This is a genomic window from Streptomyces sp. NPDC052020, assembly GCF_040680575.1.
Lineage (GTDB): Bacteria > Actinomycetota > Actinomycetes > Streptomycetales > Streptomycetaceae > Streptomyces.
Genome location: NZ_JBFAWY010000013.1, coordinates 98,567 through 117,233 on the forward strand (window position 1 = coordinate 98,567; position 18,667 = coordinate 117,233).

Here is an 18,667-nt window from a genome sequence, read left to right on the forward strand (position 1 = left end):
GTGGGGTCCTTCACCGTTCGTCGGGTTCGCCGGCGCCACGGGCGGCGGCCTCGAGTTCGCTGAGCACCTGCTCCTCCACCAGCTCCGCCAGGGCGGCGACGGTGCGGGAGACCAGCACGTCGCGGGGCGTGAGCGTGACGCCGAAGGCGTCGTTGGCGCGGGAGGCGATCCGCAGGGCGCGCAGGGAGTCGCCGCCCAGCAGGAAGTAGTCGTCCTGGGCACCGACCGGCGTGTCCAGGGCCTCCTCCCAGAGGGCCGCGAGGGCCTCCTCGGTGGGGGTGCGCGGTTCGACGCGGTCCGCCGCCGGGTCCCGCTCGGGTGCGGGGGCGGGCAGCGCGGCCCGGTCGGTCTTGCCGTTCTCGGTCAGCGGGAAGCGGTCCATGACCACGATCGCCGAGGGCACCATGGGGGCGGGCAGGGTCCGGGCGGCCAGCGCCCTGAGGTCGGCCGCGGTGGGCGGTTCGGTGCCGGGGGCGGCGAGCACGTGGGCGACCAGGCGGGGCAGCCCCGGCTCGTCCTCCCGGATGCCGGCGACGGCGTCCAGGACGGCCGGATGGCGCACCAGGGTGGCCTCGACCTCTCCGGCCTCGATGCGGTGGCCGCGCAGTTTGAGCTGGTGGTCGGTGCGGCCCAGGTGGTGCAGTTCTCCGCGGGCGTCGCGGCGCACCAGGTCGCCGGTGCGGTACATGCGGCTGCCGGGCGGGCCGAACGGGTCGGCGGTGAACCGGGCGGCGGTCAGCCCGGGCCGGCCCAGGTAGCCCTGGGCCAGCCCGTCCCCGGCCAGCCAGAGCTCGCCGGCCACCCCGTCGGCGACCGGCCGCAGCCGCGCGTCCAGGACGTAGGCGCGCGTCCCCGGCAGCCGGCGGCCGATGGGCGGGGCCGTGCCGTCGGGCACCAGCGGATCGGACCAGGTGGCGACCACGGTGGCCTCGGTCGGGCCGTAGGAGTTGACCATCCGGTGGTGCGGCGCCCACCGGGCGACCAGTTCGGCGCGGCACGCGTCGGCGCCCACCACCAGCGTCTTCAGGTCGGGCAGGGTGCCGGGCGTGTCCGGCGGCAGGGTGGCGAGCGCGGCCGGCGGCAGCAGCGTGTGCGTGATGCGCTGCTCGCGCAGGACGCCGGCGAGCTGCGCGCCGAGCAGCGGGCCGGGCGGCGGTACGACCAGACGGGCGCCGTGCGGCAGCGACATGCACAGCTCCAGGACGGAGGCGTCGAAGCTGGGTGTCGCGAACGCCAGCACCCGGTCCCCGGCGTCGACCCGGTAGTGCGCGGCCTCGGCGGCGGAGAAGGGGGCCAGCCCGCGGTGGGTGACGACGACGCCCTTGGGGGTGCCGGTGGAGCCGGAGGTGTAGATGACGTAGGCCGGGTCGTCGAGGTCCAGGGGACGGGGCCGGTCGGCGTCGGTGGGCCGGTGCTCCGGAGTGCCGTCCGGCCCGGCGGCGAGCAGGGCGGCGATCTCGTCGGCGCCGAGCGTGACGGCGGGCGCCGCGTCGCGCAGCATCGCCGCGACCCGCTCCTCGGGGTAGCCGGGGTCGACGGGCAGGAAGGCGGCGCCCGTCTTGGCCACCGCGAGCTGGGCGAGGACCATCTCCGCCGAGCGGGGCAGGACGAGCGCGACGAGCGTGCCGGGTCCGGCGCCGCGGGCCAGCAGCCGGTGCGCCAGGCGGTTGGCCCGCTCCTCGACCTGCGCGAAGGTCAGCTCCAGGCCCGGTGCGGTCAGGGCGGGCGCGGTGGGCCGGCGGTCCACGGCGGCTTCGACCAGGGCGGGCAGGGTCAGCGCCGGCGCCGGATCCGCCGGGGGCCGTGCGGGCCCGGCGAGCAGCCGCGCGCGTTCGCGCGGCGGCAGGACGTCGAGGTCGTCGAGCCGGGCGGTCTCGCCGGCGGCGGCCAGGCCGTGCAGGGTGTGCAGCAGCTGCGTGGCCAGGGAGCGGGCCGTCACCTCCGTGAAGTAGCGCGGGTCGTAGCCGAGTTCGACGGCGAGCCGGTCACCGGGCGACACCACCACGGTGAGCGGGTAGTTGGTGGCCTCGCGGGCGTCCAGTTCGCGCACCCGGACGCCGTTGGCGCCGGCCGTCGCGTCGCCGACGGGGTAGTTCTCGAAGACGAGCAGGCTGTCGAAGAGCGCCGTGCCCTCGGGCAGTCCGCTCAGCGCCCGCAGCCGGGGCAGCGGCACATGGTCGAAGCGCCGGTCCTCGGCGCGCGCCCGCTGCACCCGCTGGAGCCAGGGCGCGCACCGGGTCTGCCCGTCGACGGCGATCCGGGCGGGCAGGGTGGTGATGAACAGCCCGGTGATGGTGTCCGCGCCGGGCAGGTCCGCCGGGCGTCCGGAGACGGTGGTGCCGAAGCACACGTCCCGGGTGCCGCTCCACCGGGACAGCAGCAGCGCCCACGCGCCCTGCACGACGGTGTTGAGGGTGAGCCGGTGGCGGCGGGCGAACTCGCGCAACCGGGCGGTCTCCTCGGTACCGAGCCGCTGCGACAGCCAGGTGCCCGAGCGGGCCGGCGCGCCCGGCGCGGGCCGGGTGTCGTACGGCAGCGGCGTGGTCGCGGTGAGGTCGCCGAGGGCCCGGCGCCAGTGTTCCTCGGCGCCCGCGGTGCCGCGGGCGGCGAGCCAGGCGGCGTAGTCCGCGAACGGCCGCCGCTCGGGCAGCCGCGGTTCCTCGCCGCGGGCGAGCGCCGCGTGGGCGGTCAGGACGTCGGCGAGCACGTGGAAGACGCTCCAGCCGTCCAGCAGCACATGGTGGAAGGTCCACACCACACGCACCTCGTCCGGGCCCAGCCGGATCAGGGCGACGCGCAGCAGCGGCGGCCGGTCCAGGGTCATCCCGCGGGCCCGGTCCGCGGCCAGCAGCCGCGCCAGTTCGCCCTCCCGCTCCCGGGCCGGCAGCCCCGACCAGTCGTGCTCGGTGACGGGGAGCCGGGCGGCGCGGTGCACGGTCTGCAACGGCTCGGGTACGCCGTGCAGGACGACGGCGGTGCGCAGCACCGGGGTGCGGTCGACGACGTGCTGCCAGGCGGCGGCCAGCGTCCGCACGTCGCGCACCCCGTCCATCACGAACGTGATCTGCTCGACGTACAGGCCCTCGCCGGGCTCGTCCAGGGCGTGTACGACCATGCCGGCCTGGGTGGGGGTGAGGGGATAGACGTCGGTGACGTCGCGCCCGGTGCCCACCAGCCGGTCCACGGCCGCCTGGTCGAGGCGGGCCAGCGGGAAGTCCGACGGGGTGCGGCCCCCGGCGCCGGGCTCGGCGCAGTGCCGGACGAGCGCGCGCAGTTCCGCGGCGGTCTCGGCGGCGAGCCGGGCGACGGTGTCGCGGTGGTGCACCTCGCGCGAGTAGGACCAGGTGAACTCCAGCCGCTTGTCGGTGACCCGGCCGAGCACGTCGATGAGGTGCGGGCGCCGCGCGTTCCGGTCCATGCCGCCCGCCAGGCCGTCGTGCGGGGCGTGCAGCAGCCCGCCCGGTGCCGCGTTCCAGTCCTGCCGGCCCAGGTAGTTGAAGCTGATCTGCGGCAGTCCGGGCAGGCGGGCGCCGGCCGTCGGGTGCAGGTAGCGCAGGGCACCGTAGCCGAGGCCGCCGTGCGGGACGGCGCGCAGGTTCTCCTTGACCGACTTCAGCACGGTCCCGGTGGCCGCCCCGCGCGGCACGTCCAGGGCGACGGGGTACATCGTGGTGAACCACCCGACGGTACGGGCGAGATCGACACCGCCGAACAGTTCCTCGCGGCCGTGGCCCTCCAGGGTCACCGCCACCCGGTCGCGTCCCGTCCAGCGGGCCAGGACCCGGCCCAGGGCGTACAGCAGCACGTCGTCGATCCGGGTGCGGTAGGCCTCCGGTACCTCCTGGAGCAGACGGCGGGTGTCCTCGTGGTCCAGGGCGACGGTCACCGTCTCCTCGCAGGCGACCGTGTTGGCGCCGGAGAGGTCGGTCGGCAGCGGGGTGTCCTGAAGGGCCTGCCAGTGGGGCAGTTCGGCGTCGAAGCCGCCGGCGGCGGTGTGCGCGGCCAGCCGCCGCGCCCAGGTGCGGAAGGACGTCGTCTTCGGCCCGAGGTCCACCGCCTCCCCGGCCCGCAGCGCCCGGTAGGCGGTGTCGAGGTCCTCCAGGATCACCCGCCAGGACACGGCGTCCACGACCAGGTGGTGGGCGGTCAGCAGCAGCACCGGCCGCCGGCCGTCGCCGGGACGGCACAGCGCGGCCCGCAGCAGCGGTCCGGTGCGCAGGTCGAACGCTTCGGCCGGCGCGACGGCGGCCCCGGGCGCCGTGTCGCGGACCTCCAGGCGGGGCGCGGTGCCCGGCGCGGTGCCGAGCTGGCGCCGGCCGCCGTCGCAGTCCGGCTCGTAGCGCATGCGCAGCGCGTCGTGGTGCTCCGTGACCGCCGCGAGCGCGGCGCGCAGCAGTTGGGGGTCGGTGTCGGCGGCGACGTGGAAGGAGACCGACTGGGTGAAGGCCGCCGGGTCGCCGGTGAGGGTGTCCAGCAGCCAGTGCTGGACGGGGGTGAGCGGCACCTCGCCGGTGACGGGGCCCTGCTCGGCGGTGACGGCCGCGGCGGGCTCCTGCCCGGCCGCGGCGGCCAGTTCGGCGACGGTCTGGTGGGTGAACAGGTGTCGTGGTGACAGGTGGAGCCCGGCGCGGCGGGCGGCGGAGACGATCTGGATGCCCAGGATGGAGTCGCCGCCGAGCGCGAAGTAGTTGTCGTCCGCGCCGACCTCGGGCACTCCCAGCACCTCGGACCAGATCGCGGCGAGCGTCTGCTCGGCGCCGGGGCGCGGCGGCCGGGAGGACCGGGCGGCGGCGGTGCCGGGTGCGGACCACACCGGGTCGGGCAGGGCGCGCCGGTCGAGTTTGCCGGTGGCGCCCAGCGGCAGCCGCTCCAGCGGCACGACGATCGCCGGGACGAGGTGGTCGGGAAGCGTGCGGGCGAGGAAGTCCCGCAGCTCGGCCGGGTCCGCCGCCTCCGGCCCGAGCGGCACCGCGTAGCCGACCAGCCGCCGGTGGCCCTCGTGCTCCACCACCCGCGCCGCCGCGGCGGACACCCGCGGATGCCGGGCCAGCGCGGCCTCCACCTCGCCCAGTTCGATGCGGAATCCGCGCACCTTGACCTGGTCGTCCGACCGGCCCAGGTAGACCAGATCTCCCTCGGCGGTCCAGCGGACCAGGTCGCCGGTGCGGTACATCCGGCTGCCGGGTGCCCCGTAGGGGTCGGCGAGGAAGCGGGAGGCGGTCAGGCCGGGCCGGTTCAGATAGCCGCGGGCCACGCCCGTTCCGGCGAGGTACAGCTCGCCGGGCGCGCCGGGCGGGACCGGGCGCAGCCGGGCGTCCAGGACGTAGGCGCGGGCGCCGCCGACCGGGCGGCCGATGGGCGGGTCGCGGTCGGGGTCGGCCGGGTCGCAGGCGAAGGCGGTGGCGTAGACGGTGGCCTCGGTGGGGCCGTAGATGTTCAGCACCCGGCAGCCGGGCACCGCCGCGCGCACCTGGCGCACGGTCCGCGCGGGCAGCGCCTCGCCGGCCAGGACGACGGTGTCCGCGCCGGCCAGGACGGTGTCCTCGGCGAGCAGCCGGCCGAGCGCGGAAGGCACGGCGCTGAGCAGCCCCGCCCGCCACGGCTCGGTGCGCTCGGCGAGCGCGAGCAGGTCGCGGACGAGCTCCACCCGCCCGCCGGACAGGAGGGGCGAGAAGATCTCGAACACCGACACGTCGAAGTTGAGCGAGGTGGACGCCACCACGTGCGCCAGGCCCCGGTCCGCGAACTCGGCGGCGGCCCAGCCGGTCAGCGCCAGCACGGAGGCGTGGGCGACGACGACGCCCTTGGGCCGGCCCGTGGAGCCGGAGGTGTGGATGACGTACGCCGGATGCTCCGGCAGCAGCGGGCCGCGCCGTTCGCCGTCGCCGAGCCCGGCGGGGGAGACCCCGGCCAGGCGGGCGGCGGTGTCCGGGTCGTCGAGGACGAGGTGCGCGGCGGGGTGGTCCGGGAGCCGGCCGGCGATACGGCTGTCGGTCACGACGACGGCGGGCCGCACGTCCTCGAACAGGAACGCGATGCGCTCGGCCGGGTAGCCGGGGTCGACCGGGAGGTAGGCGGCGCCGCTCTTGAGGACGGCGAGCAGGGAGACGATCAGGTCGGCGGTGCGGGGCAGGGCGAGGGCGACGAACCGCTCGGGGCCGGCGCCCGCCTCGATCAGCAGCCGGGCCAGGCGGTTGGCGCGCTCGTCGAGCCCCCGGTACGACAGCTCCTCGCCGCCGGCCACCACGGCCGGGGCGTCGGGGGTGCGCGCCGCCTGTGCGGCGAACGCCTCGGGGAGCGTGCCGCGCGGCGCGCGGACCGCGGCCCCGCCGAACCGGTCGAGCAGGGCGCGGCCTGCCGCGGGGGCGAGCAGCGGCAGGTCGTCCAGGCGGCGGCCGGGGTCGGCGGCGATCTCCGTGAGCAGGGTGCGCAGTCCGGCGCCCAGGCCCTCGACGGTGGCGGCGTCGAAGGCGGCCGGGTCGTAGTCGAGGGTGACGGACAGGGTGTCGCCGGGGGCGACGACCACGCTGAGCGGGTAGTTGGTCGGCTCCAGGTCCCGCTCCTGGGTGAGGGCCAGGCCGTGGCGGGCCAGGGCATCGCCGTCGAACGGGTAGTTCTCGAAGACGACGATGCTGTCGAACAGGCCGGTCCCGCCGGGCACCTCGCTCCAGGTCTGGAGCTGGGCGAGGGAGACGAAGTCGTGCCGCCGGGCCTCCGACTGCGCGGCCTGGAGCTCGCCCAGCCACTCCAGCAGACGGCGCCGCCCGTCGACGCGGGCGCGCGTCGGCAGGGTGTTGATGAACACGCCGACCATGGAGGTGACGCCGGGCAGTTCGGCGGGGCGGCCGGAGACGGTGGTGCCGAAGACGATGTCGTCGCCGCCGCCGTAGCGCGACAGCAGCAGCGCCCAGGCGCCCTGGAGCACGGTGTTGACGGTGAGTCCGGCCCGCTGCGCGGTCTCCCGCAGCCGCGCCGAGACGGGCGCGTCGAGCGTGACCCGCACGGTCCCGGAGGAGGAGGCGCGGTGCGCCTCGGCGGGGCGGCGGTCCCGGGGCAGCTCGGTCGGGGCGGTGAACCCGGCCAGCGTCTCGCGCCAGTGGCGCTCCGCCGCGGCGGTGTCCTGACGGGCCAGCCAGCGCAGGTAGTCGGCGAACGGGGCGCGCTGGGGCACCTGCGGGCGGCGCCCGGCGGTCAGCGCCGCGTACCGCTCGCACACCTCGTCGAAGACCTGGGCCGCGCTCCAGCCGTCCAGCAGGGCGTGGTGGAACGTCCACACCATCCGGACCCGTTCGGGGTCCAGCCGGATCAGCGTCAACCGCATCAGCGGGGCCTCGGCGAGGTCGAGGCCGGCCTGGCGGTCCTCGGCGAGCAGCCGGGCCGTCTCCCGCTCGCACTCCCGCTCGCTCCGCCCGGTCCAGTCGTGGTGGGTGACGGGCACGGTGGCGTGGTGCCGCACCACCTGGAGCGGTTCGCCGGCCTCCTGCCACACCAGGCGGGTGCGCAGCATGGGGTTGGCGTCGGCGGTGTGCTGCCACGCCGCGGCGAGGACGTGCGGGTCGGTGACGCCGGACAGCACCATCTGCACCTGGTTGAGGTAGGTGCGGCCGTCGGGGTCCATCAGGCTGTGGAAGAGCATGCCGGCCTGCATCGGCGTGAGCGGGTAGACGTCGGCGACGGCGCGGCCGTCCCCGGCCACCCGGTCCACGGCCGCCTGGTCGAGGCGGGCCAGGGGGAAGTCCGACGGGGTGCGGCCGCCGGCGTCCGGGGCGGCGCAGTGCGCGACGATGGCCTCCAGCGCCCGCAGCATGCCCTCGGCGAGCCGGGCCACAGTGTCCCGGCGGTGCCGGCCGCGGCTGTAGTGCCAGCCGATCTCCAGCTCGCCGTCCTCCACCCGGGCGACGACGTCCAGCAGGTGCGGGCGCTCGGCCTCGGGGGCGTCGGCGCCGTCCAGACCGCCGGGCACCGCCCGCACCAGGGCGCCGCGGCCGGCGCTCCAGTCGAAGCGGCCCAGGTAGTTGAAGCTGACGCCGGGCGCCGGCGCGGGCGGCAGATCGCGCGCGAGGCGGGTCAGCGCGCCGTGGCCCAGCCCGCGGCCGGGTACGGCCCGCAGCTGCTCCTTGACGGACTTCAGGGCCGTGCCCCAGTCGCCCTGCGGCACCCGGAGGGCCACGGGGTAGAGGCTGGTGAACCAGCCGACCGTGCGCGAGAGGTCGACGTCCTCGAAGAGTCCGTCCTCCCGGCCGTGGCCCTCCAGGCCGACGGCGACGGTGTCCCGCCCGGTCCAGCCGGCCAACACCCGCCCGAGGGCGGTGAGCAGCACGTCGTCGACGCGGGTGCGGTAGACGCCCGGCACCTCGCGCAGCAGCGCGTCGGTGCGTGCGCGGTCCAGCCGTACGGTGACCGCGTCGGCGTCGGCGACCGTGTTGCCGCCGTCGGCGTCCACCGGCAGCGGCGCGGCGCAGTGCCGGGCCGCCGCCTCCCAGTACTCCCGTTCTCCGGCGAAGCCGCCCTCGGCGGTGTGCGCGCGCAGCCGCCGCGCCCACTCCTGGACGGACGTGGTGCGCTCCGGCAGCCGTACCGGCTCCCCGGCCAGGGCCTGCCCGTAGGCGGTGTCGAGGTCCTCCAGGAGGATGCGCCAGGAGACGCCGTCGACCACGAGGTGGTGGACGGCGAGCAGCAGCCGGGGGGCCGGGACGCCGGTGAACAGGCGGGCGGTCAGCAGGGGGCCGGTCCCCAGGCGGAAGCCGGTGTGTGCCGCTTCGGTGGCGCGGGCCTCGGCCTCCCGCGCGGCCGCCGCGTCCAGTCCGCCGAGGTCGCAGACCTCGAGCAGGTGCGGCGGCTCCTCCCGCGGTGCGGCGCACCACTGCCGCCAGGAGCCGTCGTCCCGCCGGGTGAAGCGGGAGCGCAGGGCGTCGTGGTGCGTCCACAGGGCGTTCAGCGCACGGCGCAGGGCGTCCGGGTCGACGTCGCCGGGCGTCTCGACGACCACGCACTGGTCGAAGACCTCCGGGCGGCGCGGCTCGGCGTCGAGGAACCAGTGCTGGATCGGGGTGAGTCCGACGTCGCCGGTCACGGGCGCGGTCCCGGCGGCGGCCCCGGCGCCGCCGGTCGTGCCGGCGGCGGCCAGGGCGGCGACGGTCGGGTACCGGAACAGGTCGCGCGGGGTCAGGGTCAGACCGGCGGCACGGGCGCGGGAGACGACCTGGATGCTGAGGATGGAGTCGCCGCCCAGCATGAAGAAGTTGTCGTCGACGCCGACGCGTTCGACACCGAGCAGTTCCGCCCAGATCCCGGCGAGGAGCCGCTCGGCGCCGGTGCGCGGTTCCCGGTGGGCGGCGTCGCCGGCGGCCGACCAGTCCGGAGCGGGCAGCCGGCGCCGGTCCACCTTGCCGTTGGCGGTCAGCGGCAGCTCGGGCACGGTGACGAACGCGGCGGGCAGCATGTAGTCGGGCAGGGCCGCCGACAGATGGGCGCGCAGGGCGGCCGCGGACGGTACGGCGGCGTCCGGGGCGGGCACCAGGTGGGCGGCCAGCCGCTTGGCGCCGGCGTGCTCGTAGAGCGAGACCACCGCCTCGGCGACCGCCGGGTGCGCGGTGAGCCGGGCCTCGATCTCGGCGGGCTCCACCCGGAAGCCGCGGATCTTGATCTGGTCGTCGGTGCGGCCCACGAAGTGCAGCTCGCCGTCGGTGCTCCAGCGCACGATGTCGCCGGTGCGGTACATCCGGCCGCCGGGCGGGCCGAACGGGTCGGCGAGGTAGCGGGCGGCGGTCGCCCCGGGACGGGCCGCGTAGCCCCGCGCCAGTCCCGCTCCGGCGATGTACAGCTCGCCGGGGACGCCCGGCGGCTGGGGCTGGAGGGCGTCGTCGAGGACGTAGACGCGGGTGTTGTCCAGCGGGCGTCCGATGGGCAGCACCGGCGGCAGCGGATCGCCGGCGCGGAAGGCGCGGCGGGTGGCGAAGGTCGTGGTCTCGGTGGGGCCGTAGCCGTCCACGACGGTCAGGCCGGGGCAGGCGTCCAGCACCCGCCGCACCACCGCGCCGGGCACGGCCTCCCCTCCGGTCCACACCTCTCGCGCGCCGCGCAGGCAGCCGGGGTCCTCCTGGGCGAGCATCCGGAACAGGCCCGCGGTCAGCCACAGGTGGCGCGCCCGCCGCTCGCTGACCGCGCGGCGCACCACGGCCGCGTCCAGCTCGCCGGGTGGCGCGAGGACGGCCGTGCCGCCGCGCAGCAGCGGCACCCACAGCTCGTAGGTGGAGGCGTCGAAGGCGTGCGGCGAGTGCAGCAGGACCCGGTCGTGTCCGGCGAAGGCCCCGTCGAGGGCGAGCGCGGCGACGTCCCGCTGCCGTACGGCGACGCCCTTCGGGGTGCCGGTGGAGCCGGAGGTGAACATGAGGTACTGGACGTGGTCGGGGTGGACCTCCGGCAGGGCCGGGGCCGGGGAAGCGCCGAACGCGCCGTCCGCCCGGACCACCCGCCCGCCGGGCAGCAGGTCGCGGGCCGTCCCCTCGCCCGCCGCGTCGGTGAGCAGCAGCTCCACGCCGGCCTCGGCGAGCATCCGCCGCTGCCGCTCGCGCGGTGCCCGCCCGTCCAGCGGCACGTACACGCCGCCGGTGCGGGAGAGGGCGAGCTGGACGACGACGAGCGGCACGGAGCGGTCCATGAGTACGCCCACCGGGCACTCCGGGGCGACGCCCAGCGCGGCCAGGTGCCCGGCCAGGCCGGCCGCGCGGGCGTCGAGCTGCCGGTAGGTGAGCGTCTCGGGTCCGGCCTCCAGCGCGACCGCGTCGGGGGTGCGCCGCGCCTGCGCCGCGAACAGCGCGGCCGTGGTGGTCACGGGCGCGTCGGTGGCGGTGTCGTTCCAGGCGCGGACCACCTGGTCGCGGCGGGCGGGCGGGAGCAGCGGCAGCCGGGCCGGCGGCCGGTGCGGATCGCCGGCGGCGCCCTCCAGCAGGACGGTGAGGTGCTCGGCCAGCCGCTCGGCGGTGGCGGCGTCGAAGAGTTCGGGGTCGTAGCCGAGGCGCAGGGTGAGTTCGGGGCCGGGGTAGGCGACCAGGCTGAGGGGGTAGTTGGTGGTCTCGATGCCGTCCAGGTCGCTCAGCCGCAGTCCGCGGGCGGCGGCGAGGCCGTCGTCGACCGGGTAGTTCTCGAAGACGACGATGCTGTCGAACAGCGCGGCCCGCTCGGGCAGTCCGGTGTACGTCTTCAGGCGGGTGAGCGGTACGTGGTCGAAGCGCCGGTCCTCGCTCTGCTCGCGCTGGAGACGGCGCAGCCAGTCCACCAGGGTGCCCCGGCGGGGCACGGTGACGCGGGTGGGCAGGGTGGCGATGAACAGGCCGGTCATGGACTCGGCGCCGGCCAGCTCCGGCGGCCGGCCGGAGACGGTGGTGCCGAAGACGACCTCCGCACGGCCGGTGTGGCGGCTCAGCAGCGTCGCCCAGGCGCCCTGCACCACGGTGTTGAGGGTCAGTCCCGCGTCCCTGGCCAGCTGTCGCAGCGCCCGGGTGGCGGCGGCGGGCAGGACGGCGCGGACCTCCGCGCGGGACTCGGCGCGGTGGGTCTCGCGCGGCTCGCGGTCCCAGGGCAGGGGTGTGGGCTCGGCGAGGCCGGCGAGCCGGTCGCGCCAGTGCCGTTCGGCCTCGGCCCCGTCGCGGCCGCGCAGCCAGGCCACGTAGTCCCGGAACGGCCGCCGGTCGGGCGGCGCGGCGTCCGGGGCGGCGAGGCAGGCGAGGACGTCCGAGAGCACCTGGAACAGGCTCCAGCCGTCCAGGACGAGGTGGTGGAAGGACCACACCACGCGCACGGCGTCCCCGGGGAGCCGGATGAGCACCAGGCGCTGGAGCGGTGCCCGGGCGAGGTCGATGCCGCGTTCGCGGTCGGTGCGCGTCAGCTCCCGCAGGCGGCTTTCGCGTTCGGCGTCCGGCAGCCCGCTCCAGTCCAGGTGGGTGACGGGTACGGGTACCTCGCGCCGCACCACGAGCAGCGGTTCGGGGACGTCCTGCCACACGGCGTGGGCGCGCAGCACGGGCGTACGGTCGGTCACCCGCTGCCAGGCCGCCGCGAGCGCCGCCGGGTCGGGCACCCCGTCGAGGACGAAGGTGAGCTGCTGGAAGTAGGCGCCGCCGCCGTCCTGGGACAGACCGTGGAAGAGCATGCCGGCCTGGGTGGGGGTGAGCGGGTGGACGTCCTCCACGGCGGCCGGGTCGTCGCCGGTGACGCGGTCCACGGCCGCCTGGTCGAGCCGGGCCAGCGGGAAGTCCGACGGGGTGCGCCCGGCGGCGCCCGGGCGGGCGGCGTGCCGGGCCAGACCGGCGAGCGCGTCGGCGTACCGCTCGGCGAGGCCCTGGACGGTCGCCGCGTCGTGCAGTTCGGCGGAGTGGAAGAAGGTGAACTCCAGGGCGTCGCCGTCGAGCCGTCCGACGACCTCCAGCGGGTGCGGGCGCACGGTTCGCGGATCCGCGTCCAGCTCCAGCGGGCGGAACGCGGCACGGTACAGGCTCCCGGGCCCGCCCGGCGGCGTGAAGCGCCCCAGGTAGTTGAAGCTGATCTGGGCGTCCGGCGCCGGTGGCAGGGCGCCGGGGCCCGCCAGGTACCGCAGTACGTCGTGGCCGAGTCCGTGCCGGGGCACCGCCCGCAGCTCCTCCTTGACCTGCTTGAGCACGGTGTCCCAGTCCGCGTCCGGCGCCACCGCGAGGGCGACGGGGTGCCGGGTGGTGAACCAGCCGACGGTGCGGCCGGTGTCGACCTCGGCGAACAGCTCCTCGCGGCCGTGCCCCTCGACGTCCACCAGGACCCGCTCGTGCCCGCTCCACGCGCACAGCACCCGGCCGAGCGCGCTCAGCAGCACGTCGTTGGCCTGGGTGCGGTAGGTCTCCGGCAGGGTGCGCAGCAGGGCGGCGGTGTCCTCGGCGCTCAGGCGTACGGTGACCGCGCGGGCGGAGGCGTAGGTGTTGGTGCCCGACCGGTCCGCCGGCAGCCGCGTTCCGGCGCCGGCGGTGACCCGCGCCCAGTAGGCCGCCTCGTCGGCGAAGCCGCCCTCGGCCGCGTACCCGGCCAGCCGCTCGGCCCAGTGCCGCAGCGGCGAGGTCTTCGGCGGCAGTGCGGAGCGGCCGTCGCGTCCGGCGCGGCGGGCCCGGTACGCGCGGTCGAGGTCTTCGAGCAGCACGCGCCAGGAGACGCCGTCGACGACCAGGTGGTGCACGGCGAGGTGCAGCACGGGCGGGCGGCCCGGCCCGCGGTCGTGCAGGACGGCGCGCAGCAGCGGGCCGCGGGCGAGGTCGAAGGGGCCGTGGTGCGGTGTGCCGGTGTCCGGGCCGCGGTGGCGGGCGAGGGTGAGGCGGGGCGCGCCGTCGTCGATGGTCCAGCGCACGCCCGTTCCGCCGTCCTCGGGCAGGAACCGGGACCGCAGCGCGTCGTGGTGGGCGGCCAGGTCGTTGAGCGCGTCCTCCAGGGCCGCCGCGTCGGCGTCGTCGCCCAGCTCCAGGGAGAGGGTCTGGGCGAAGTGGCCGGCGCGCTCGCCGGCGCTCGCCAGCAGCCAGTGCTGGATGGGCGTCAGCGGCGCGGGGCCGGTGGCCGCCACCGCCGCGGGTGCGGCGGTGCGGCGGCCGGCCGCGTCCTCGGCGCAGCGGGCGAGGGCGGCGACGGTCTGGTGCCGGTAGACGTCACGGGAGGTGAGCGCGAGACCGGCCTGTCTGGCCTGGGCCACCACCTGGATGCTGAGGATGGAGTCGCCGCCGAGGGCGAAGAAGTTGTCGTCGGCGCCGACGCGTTCGACGCCCAGCACCTCGGCCCAGATCGCGGCGAGCGTCCGCTCGGCGGGCGTACGGGGTGCCACGTGGTGGGCGGGCGGGCCGGCCGGCCCGGGGTCGGGCAGCCGGCCGCGGTCCAGCTTGCCGTTGGGGTTGAGCGGCAGGGCGTCGAGCACCGTGACCACCGGCGGAACCATGTAGTCCGGCAGGGTGCGGGCGAGCGTCCGGCGTACGGCGGCGGGCTCCACGGCCGCGCCCGGAGCGGGCACGACGTAGGCGGCCAGGCGGCGGTGGCCGTCGTCGGCGCGGACGGTCGCGGCGGCCTCGGCGACCCCCGGGCAGGCGCGCAGCGCCTCCTCCACCTCGCCCAGTTCGATGCGGAAGCCGCGCACCTTGACCTGCTGGTCCGTCCGGCCGAGGTATTCCAGCTGGCCGTCGGCGTTCCAGCGCGCCACGTCCCCCGTGCGGTACATACGGGCCCCCGGCGCGCCGAACGGGTCGGCGACGAACCGGGCCGCGGTCAGGCCCGGGCGGCCCAGGTAGCCGCGGGCGAGCCCGTCGCCGCCGAGATAGAGCTCGCCCACCACACCCGGCGGCTGGAGGCGGAGCATCCGGTCCAGCACGTAGGCGCGGGTGCCGGCCAGCGGCCGTCCGATCGGCGGCGCCTGCTCGGGGGCCTCGTCACCGGCGAACCAGGCGGTGGCGTAGACGGTGGCCTCGGTGGGGCCGTAGATGTTGGCGATGTCGCAGCCGGGCATGGCGCGGCGCAGGTCGCGTACGGTCTGCGCGGGCAGGGCCTCGCCGGCCAGGACGACGGTGCCGGCCGTCACGGGCATACCGGAGCCGGTGAGCATCCGCGCCACCACGGACGGCACGCCGCTGATCAGCCCGGCGCGGCGCGGCTCGGGCGCGTCGGCGAGCGCGGGCAGGTCGGGGACCACCTCCACGGTGCCCCCGGCGAGCAGCGGGCACAGCAGCTCGAAGACGGAGACGTCGAAGTTGAGGGAGGTGGAGGCGATCACGTGGTCCAGCCGGGCGGCGCCCAGTCCCTCGGCCGCCCAGGCGGCGAGCGCGGCGACGCTGCGGTGGGTGACGACGACGCCCTTGGGGCGGCCGGTGGAGCCCGAGGTGTAGATGACGTAGGCGGGGTGGGCGGCGTCGAGGGGGCGCAAGCGGTCGGCGTCGGTGAGGTCGGCGTGCGGTCCGGTGCCGTCGGCCAGGCAGTCCTCCAGGATCAGCGGCTGGCAGCCCTCCGGCAGCGTCTTGGCGGTGTCCCGGCTCGCCACCACCAGGGCGGGCGCCGCGTCGGTGAGCATGAAGCGGACGCGCTCGGCGGGGTAGCCGGGGTCGACCGGCAGGTATCCGGCGCCGGACTTGAGGACGGCCCAGAGCGCCGGGACCAGGTCGGCGGTGCGCGGCAGGCACAGGGCGACCAGCGTCTCCGGTCCGGCGCCGCGCGCCACCAGCCGCCGGGCGAGCCGGTTGGCGCGGCGGTTGACCTCGGCGTAGTCCAGGCGCGTGGTACCGCATACGACGGCGGTGCGGCCGGGGGTGCGGGCGGCCTGCGCCTCGAACAGCCGCGGCAGGGCCGGCCCGCCCTCGCGGTCGCCGGGCACCGGCGGGTTCCAGGTCCGCAGCAGGGCGTGGCGCTCGTCGTCGGTGAGCAGCGGCAGTTCGGCGAGGGCGCGGTGCGGCCCGTCGGCCATGCCCTCCAGCAGGCGGTGCAGATGGCGGCCGAGCCGGGCGGCGGTCGGCGCCTCGAACAGGTCGGTGTTGAACTCGACGGTCAGCTCGCAGCCTCCGTCGGGGCGCGGCGCGAATTCCAGTACGAGGTCGAAGCGGGCGGCGGGCCGGGGCAGCGGGTGTTCCTCGACGCGCACGCCGGCGGCCTGCGGCGGGTGCGCGAGCGGTGTCTGCTGGACGACGAGGACCTGGACCAGGGGGGTGCGGCTGGGGTCCCTGGGCGGGGCGAGCTCCTCGACCACCCGGTCGAAGGGCACCTGGTCGTGCGCGAACGCGTCCAGCACGGTCGTCCGCATCGACTCCACGAACCGGTCGACGGTGAGGGTGTCGTCCACCTCGCCGCGCAGGACGACGGTGTTGGCGAAGAAGCCGGTGACGTCCTCCAAGTCCCGCCGTCCGCGCCCGTTGGTGACGGTGCCGAAGGCGATGTCCCGCTGCCCGGAGTACCGCGAGAACAGCACGGCGGCCGCCCCCGCGAACAGCGTGAACAGGGTCGTCCCCCGGCCGGCGGCCAGCCGCCGCAGCCGGGTGACGAGTGCGGCGGGGAGCCGGTGGCGGTGGGCGGCGCCGGCGGTGGTGCGGACGGCCGGGCGGGGCCGGTCCGTGGGCAGGTCCAGCTGCTGAAGCCCCGCCAGCCTGCGTCTCCAGTAGGCGAGGTCGTCGGCGTCGCCGCCGGCGGAGAGCCGCTGGTGCTCCCAGACGGCGAAGTCGGGGTACTGGACGCCCGGTTCGGGCAGGCCGCCGGGCTCGCCGGTCGCCTCCGCCCGGTACAGGGCGACCAGTTCGCGGGTCAGTACCCCGACCGACCAGCCGTCGGTGACGATGTGGTGCTGGGCGAGCAGCAGGACGTGGTCGTCGTCGGCGCGGCGCACCAGCAGCGCCCGGGTCAGGGGTCCGGCCGCCAGGTCGAAGGGGCGGCGCAGTTCCTCGGTGAGCAGGCGTTCGGTCTCCTCGGCGTGCCGCTCGGCGGGCAGCGGGGTGAGGTCCTCGGTGCACAGCGGCAGCTCGGCCTCGGGGGCGATCCGCTGGGCGCCCTGTCCGTCGACGGTGGTGAACGTGGTGCGCAGGGAGTCGTGGCGGGCCGCGAGCCGGTCCAGGGCCCGGCGCAGCGCCGGGGTGTCGAGCGGACCGCGCAGGCGCAGCGCGACACCGGTGTTGTACTCGGTGCCGCCCGCGCTGAGGTCGTCCAGGAACCACAGGCGGCGCTGGGCGCCGGACAGCGGCAGCGCCTCCGCGCGCGGGGCGGGCGGGATCGTCTCCGGCGGGGCGGCGGCGGACGGGTCGTCGAGCAGCGGGGCCAGCGCGGCGACCGTACGGGCGGTGAACACGTCCCGCACCGACAGCCGGACGCCGAGTTCGTCGCGGACGCGGGACAGGGCGCGCGCGGCGAGGACCGAGTCACCGCCCAGGTCGAAGAAGTCGTCCTGGGCACCGACGGGTTCGACGGCGAGTACCTCGGCCCAGATCGCGGCGAGCGCGCGTTCCGCGGGGGTGCGGGGCGGGACGTGTCCGGTGGGGGCGTGGGCGGGCGCGGGCAGCGCCCCGTGGTCGACCTTGTGCTGCGGGGTCAGCGGCAGGGCGTCCAGGACGAGGACGGCGGAGGGCACCAGATGCGCGGGCAGCGAGGCGGCGAGCGCGGCGCGCACCTCCCCCGGCTCGGGCGGCCGTCGCGCGTCGGCGGGCGTGACGTAGCCGACGAGCCGCCGCCGGCCCGGCTCGTCCTCGCGTGCCACCACCACGGCCTCGCGTACGGCGGGGTGGCGCAGCAGGGCGGCCTCGATCTCGCCGGGTTCGATGCGGAAGCCGCGCACCTTGATCTGGCGGTCGGCCCGGCCGAGGAACTCGAGTTGCCCGTCGGCCCGCCAACGGGCCCGGTCGCCGGTGCGGTACAGCCGGGCGCCGGGCGGCCCGAAGGGGTCGGCGACGAAGCGGGCGGCGGTCAGGCCGGGGCGGCCCAGGTAGCCGCGGGCCACGCCGTCCCCGCCGATGTACAGTTCGCCGTCCGTGCCGGGCGGCACCTCGCGCATCGCCGGGTCCAGCACGTGCGCACGGGTGCCGGGCAGCGGGGTGCCGATCGCGGGCGTGCCGGAGCCGGCAAAGAGCGGACCGGTCCAGGAGGCGACGATGGTCGCCTCGGTCGGCCCGTAGGAGTTGATCATCCGCCGCCCGGGGGCCCACCGGTCGACCAGCGCGGCCGGGCACGCCTCGGCCCCCACGATCAGCGTCCGCAGATGCGGCGCGCCGCCGCCCCGTCCCGGGTCCGGCAGCGTGGCGAGCGCGGCCGGTGGTATGAGGGCGTGGCTGATCTCGAACTCGTCCAGGACGCCGGCGAGTTCGTCGCCGAGCCACGGCCCGTCCGGGGGCACCACCAGGGTCGCCCCGGCGAGCACGGAGATGAACAGCTCCAGCACGGAGGCGTCGAAGCTCGGCGAGGAGAACTGCAGCACCCGGTCCCCTGGTCCCACGGCGTACCGCTCGGCGGCGGCCGCGGCGAACCCGCCGATCCCCCGGTGGGTGACGGTCACGCCCTTGGGGGTTCCGGTGGATCCGGAGGTGTAGATGACGTAGGCGGTGTGGTCGGCGCCGACCGCGGCCCCGCCGGACGGCACCGGGGCGGGCTCCTCTCCCGGCTCCAGCAGCCGCCGGACCTCCGCCGGGTCGTCGAGGACGACGGCGGGTGCGGCGTCGGTGAGCATCAGCGCGCGCCGCTCGGCCGGGTAGTCGGGGTCGACGGGCAGGAACGCGGCCCCCGCCAGGGCCGTGGCCAGTTCCGCGGCGACCAGTTCCAGGGAGCGGGGCAGGACCAGCGCCACGGTGCGCTCCGGGCCGGCCCCGCGCCGCCGGAGCTCGCCGGCGAGCCGGCCGGCCCGGGCCGCCAGTTCCCGGTAGGACCAGGTGCGCCGGCCGTCGGTCAGCGCGGGCGCGTCGGGCGTCCGCGCGGCCCACGCGGCGAACAGCTCACCGAGCGGCGGATACGGCGCCTCGTCCCGCGGGGCCCGGGCGGTGGGGGCGGCCGGCGGCAGGGAGGGCGCCGGCGCGGGCGTGTCGTGCAGGTCCGTCATGGGTGCAGTCCTTCGGAGCGGGGACGGGACGGCGCACGGCGGCGTGTCCTGGCCGGGGGGCGGCGGCCGGGACACGGCGGTGCGGCGCGTGTCCGCGTGCGGATGCGGGGAGGTGGT

The 18,667-nt window shown here is 77.1% G+C and carries 1 protein-coding gene; it reads right to left on the reverse strand.

Annotated elements, in window-relative coordinates:
- Nucleotides 1-10: 10 nt before the first annotated feature.
- On the reverse strand, nucleotides 11-18,550 hold the full coding sequence (locus AB0L74_RS16140; RefSeq protein WP_365651441.1) for a non-ribosomal peptide synthase/polyketide synthase: 18,540 nt from the start codon (nucleotides 18,548-18,550) through the stop codon (nucleotides 11-13).
- Nucleotides 18,551-18,667 lie beyond the last annotated feature (117 nt).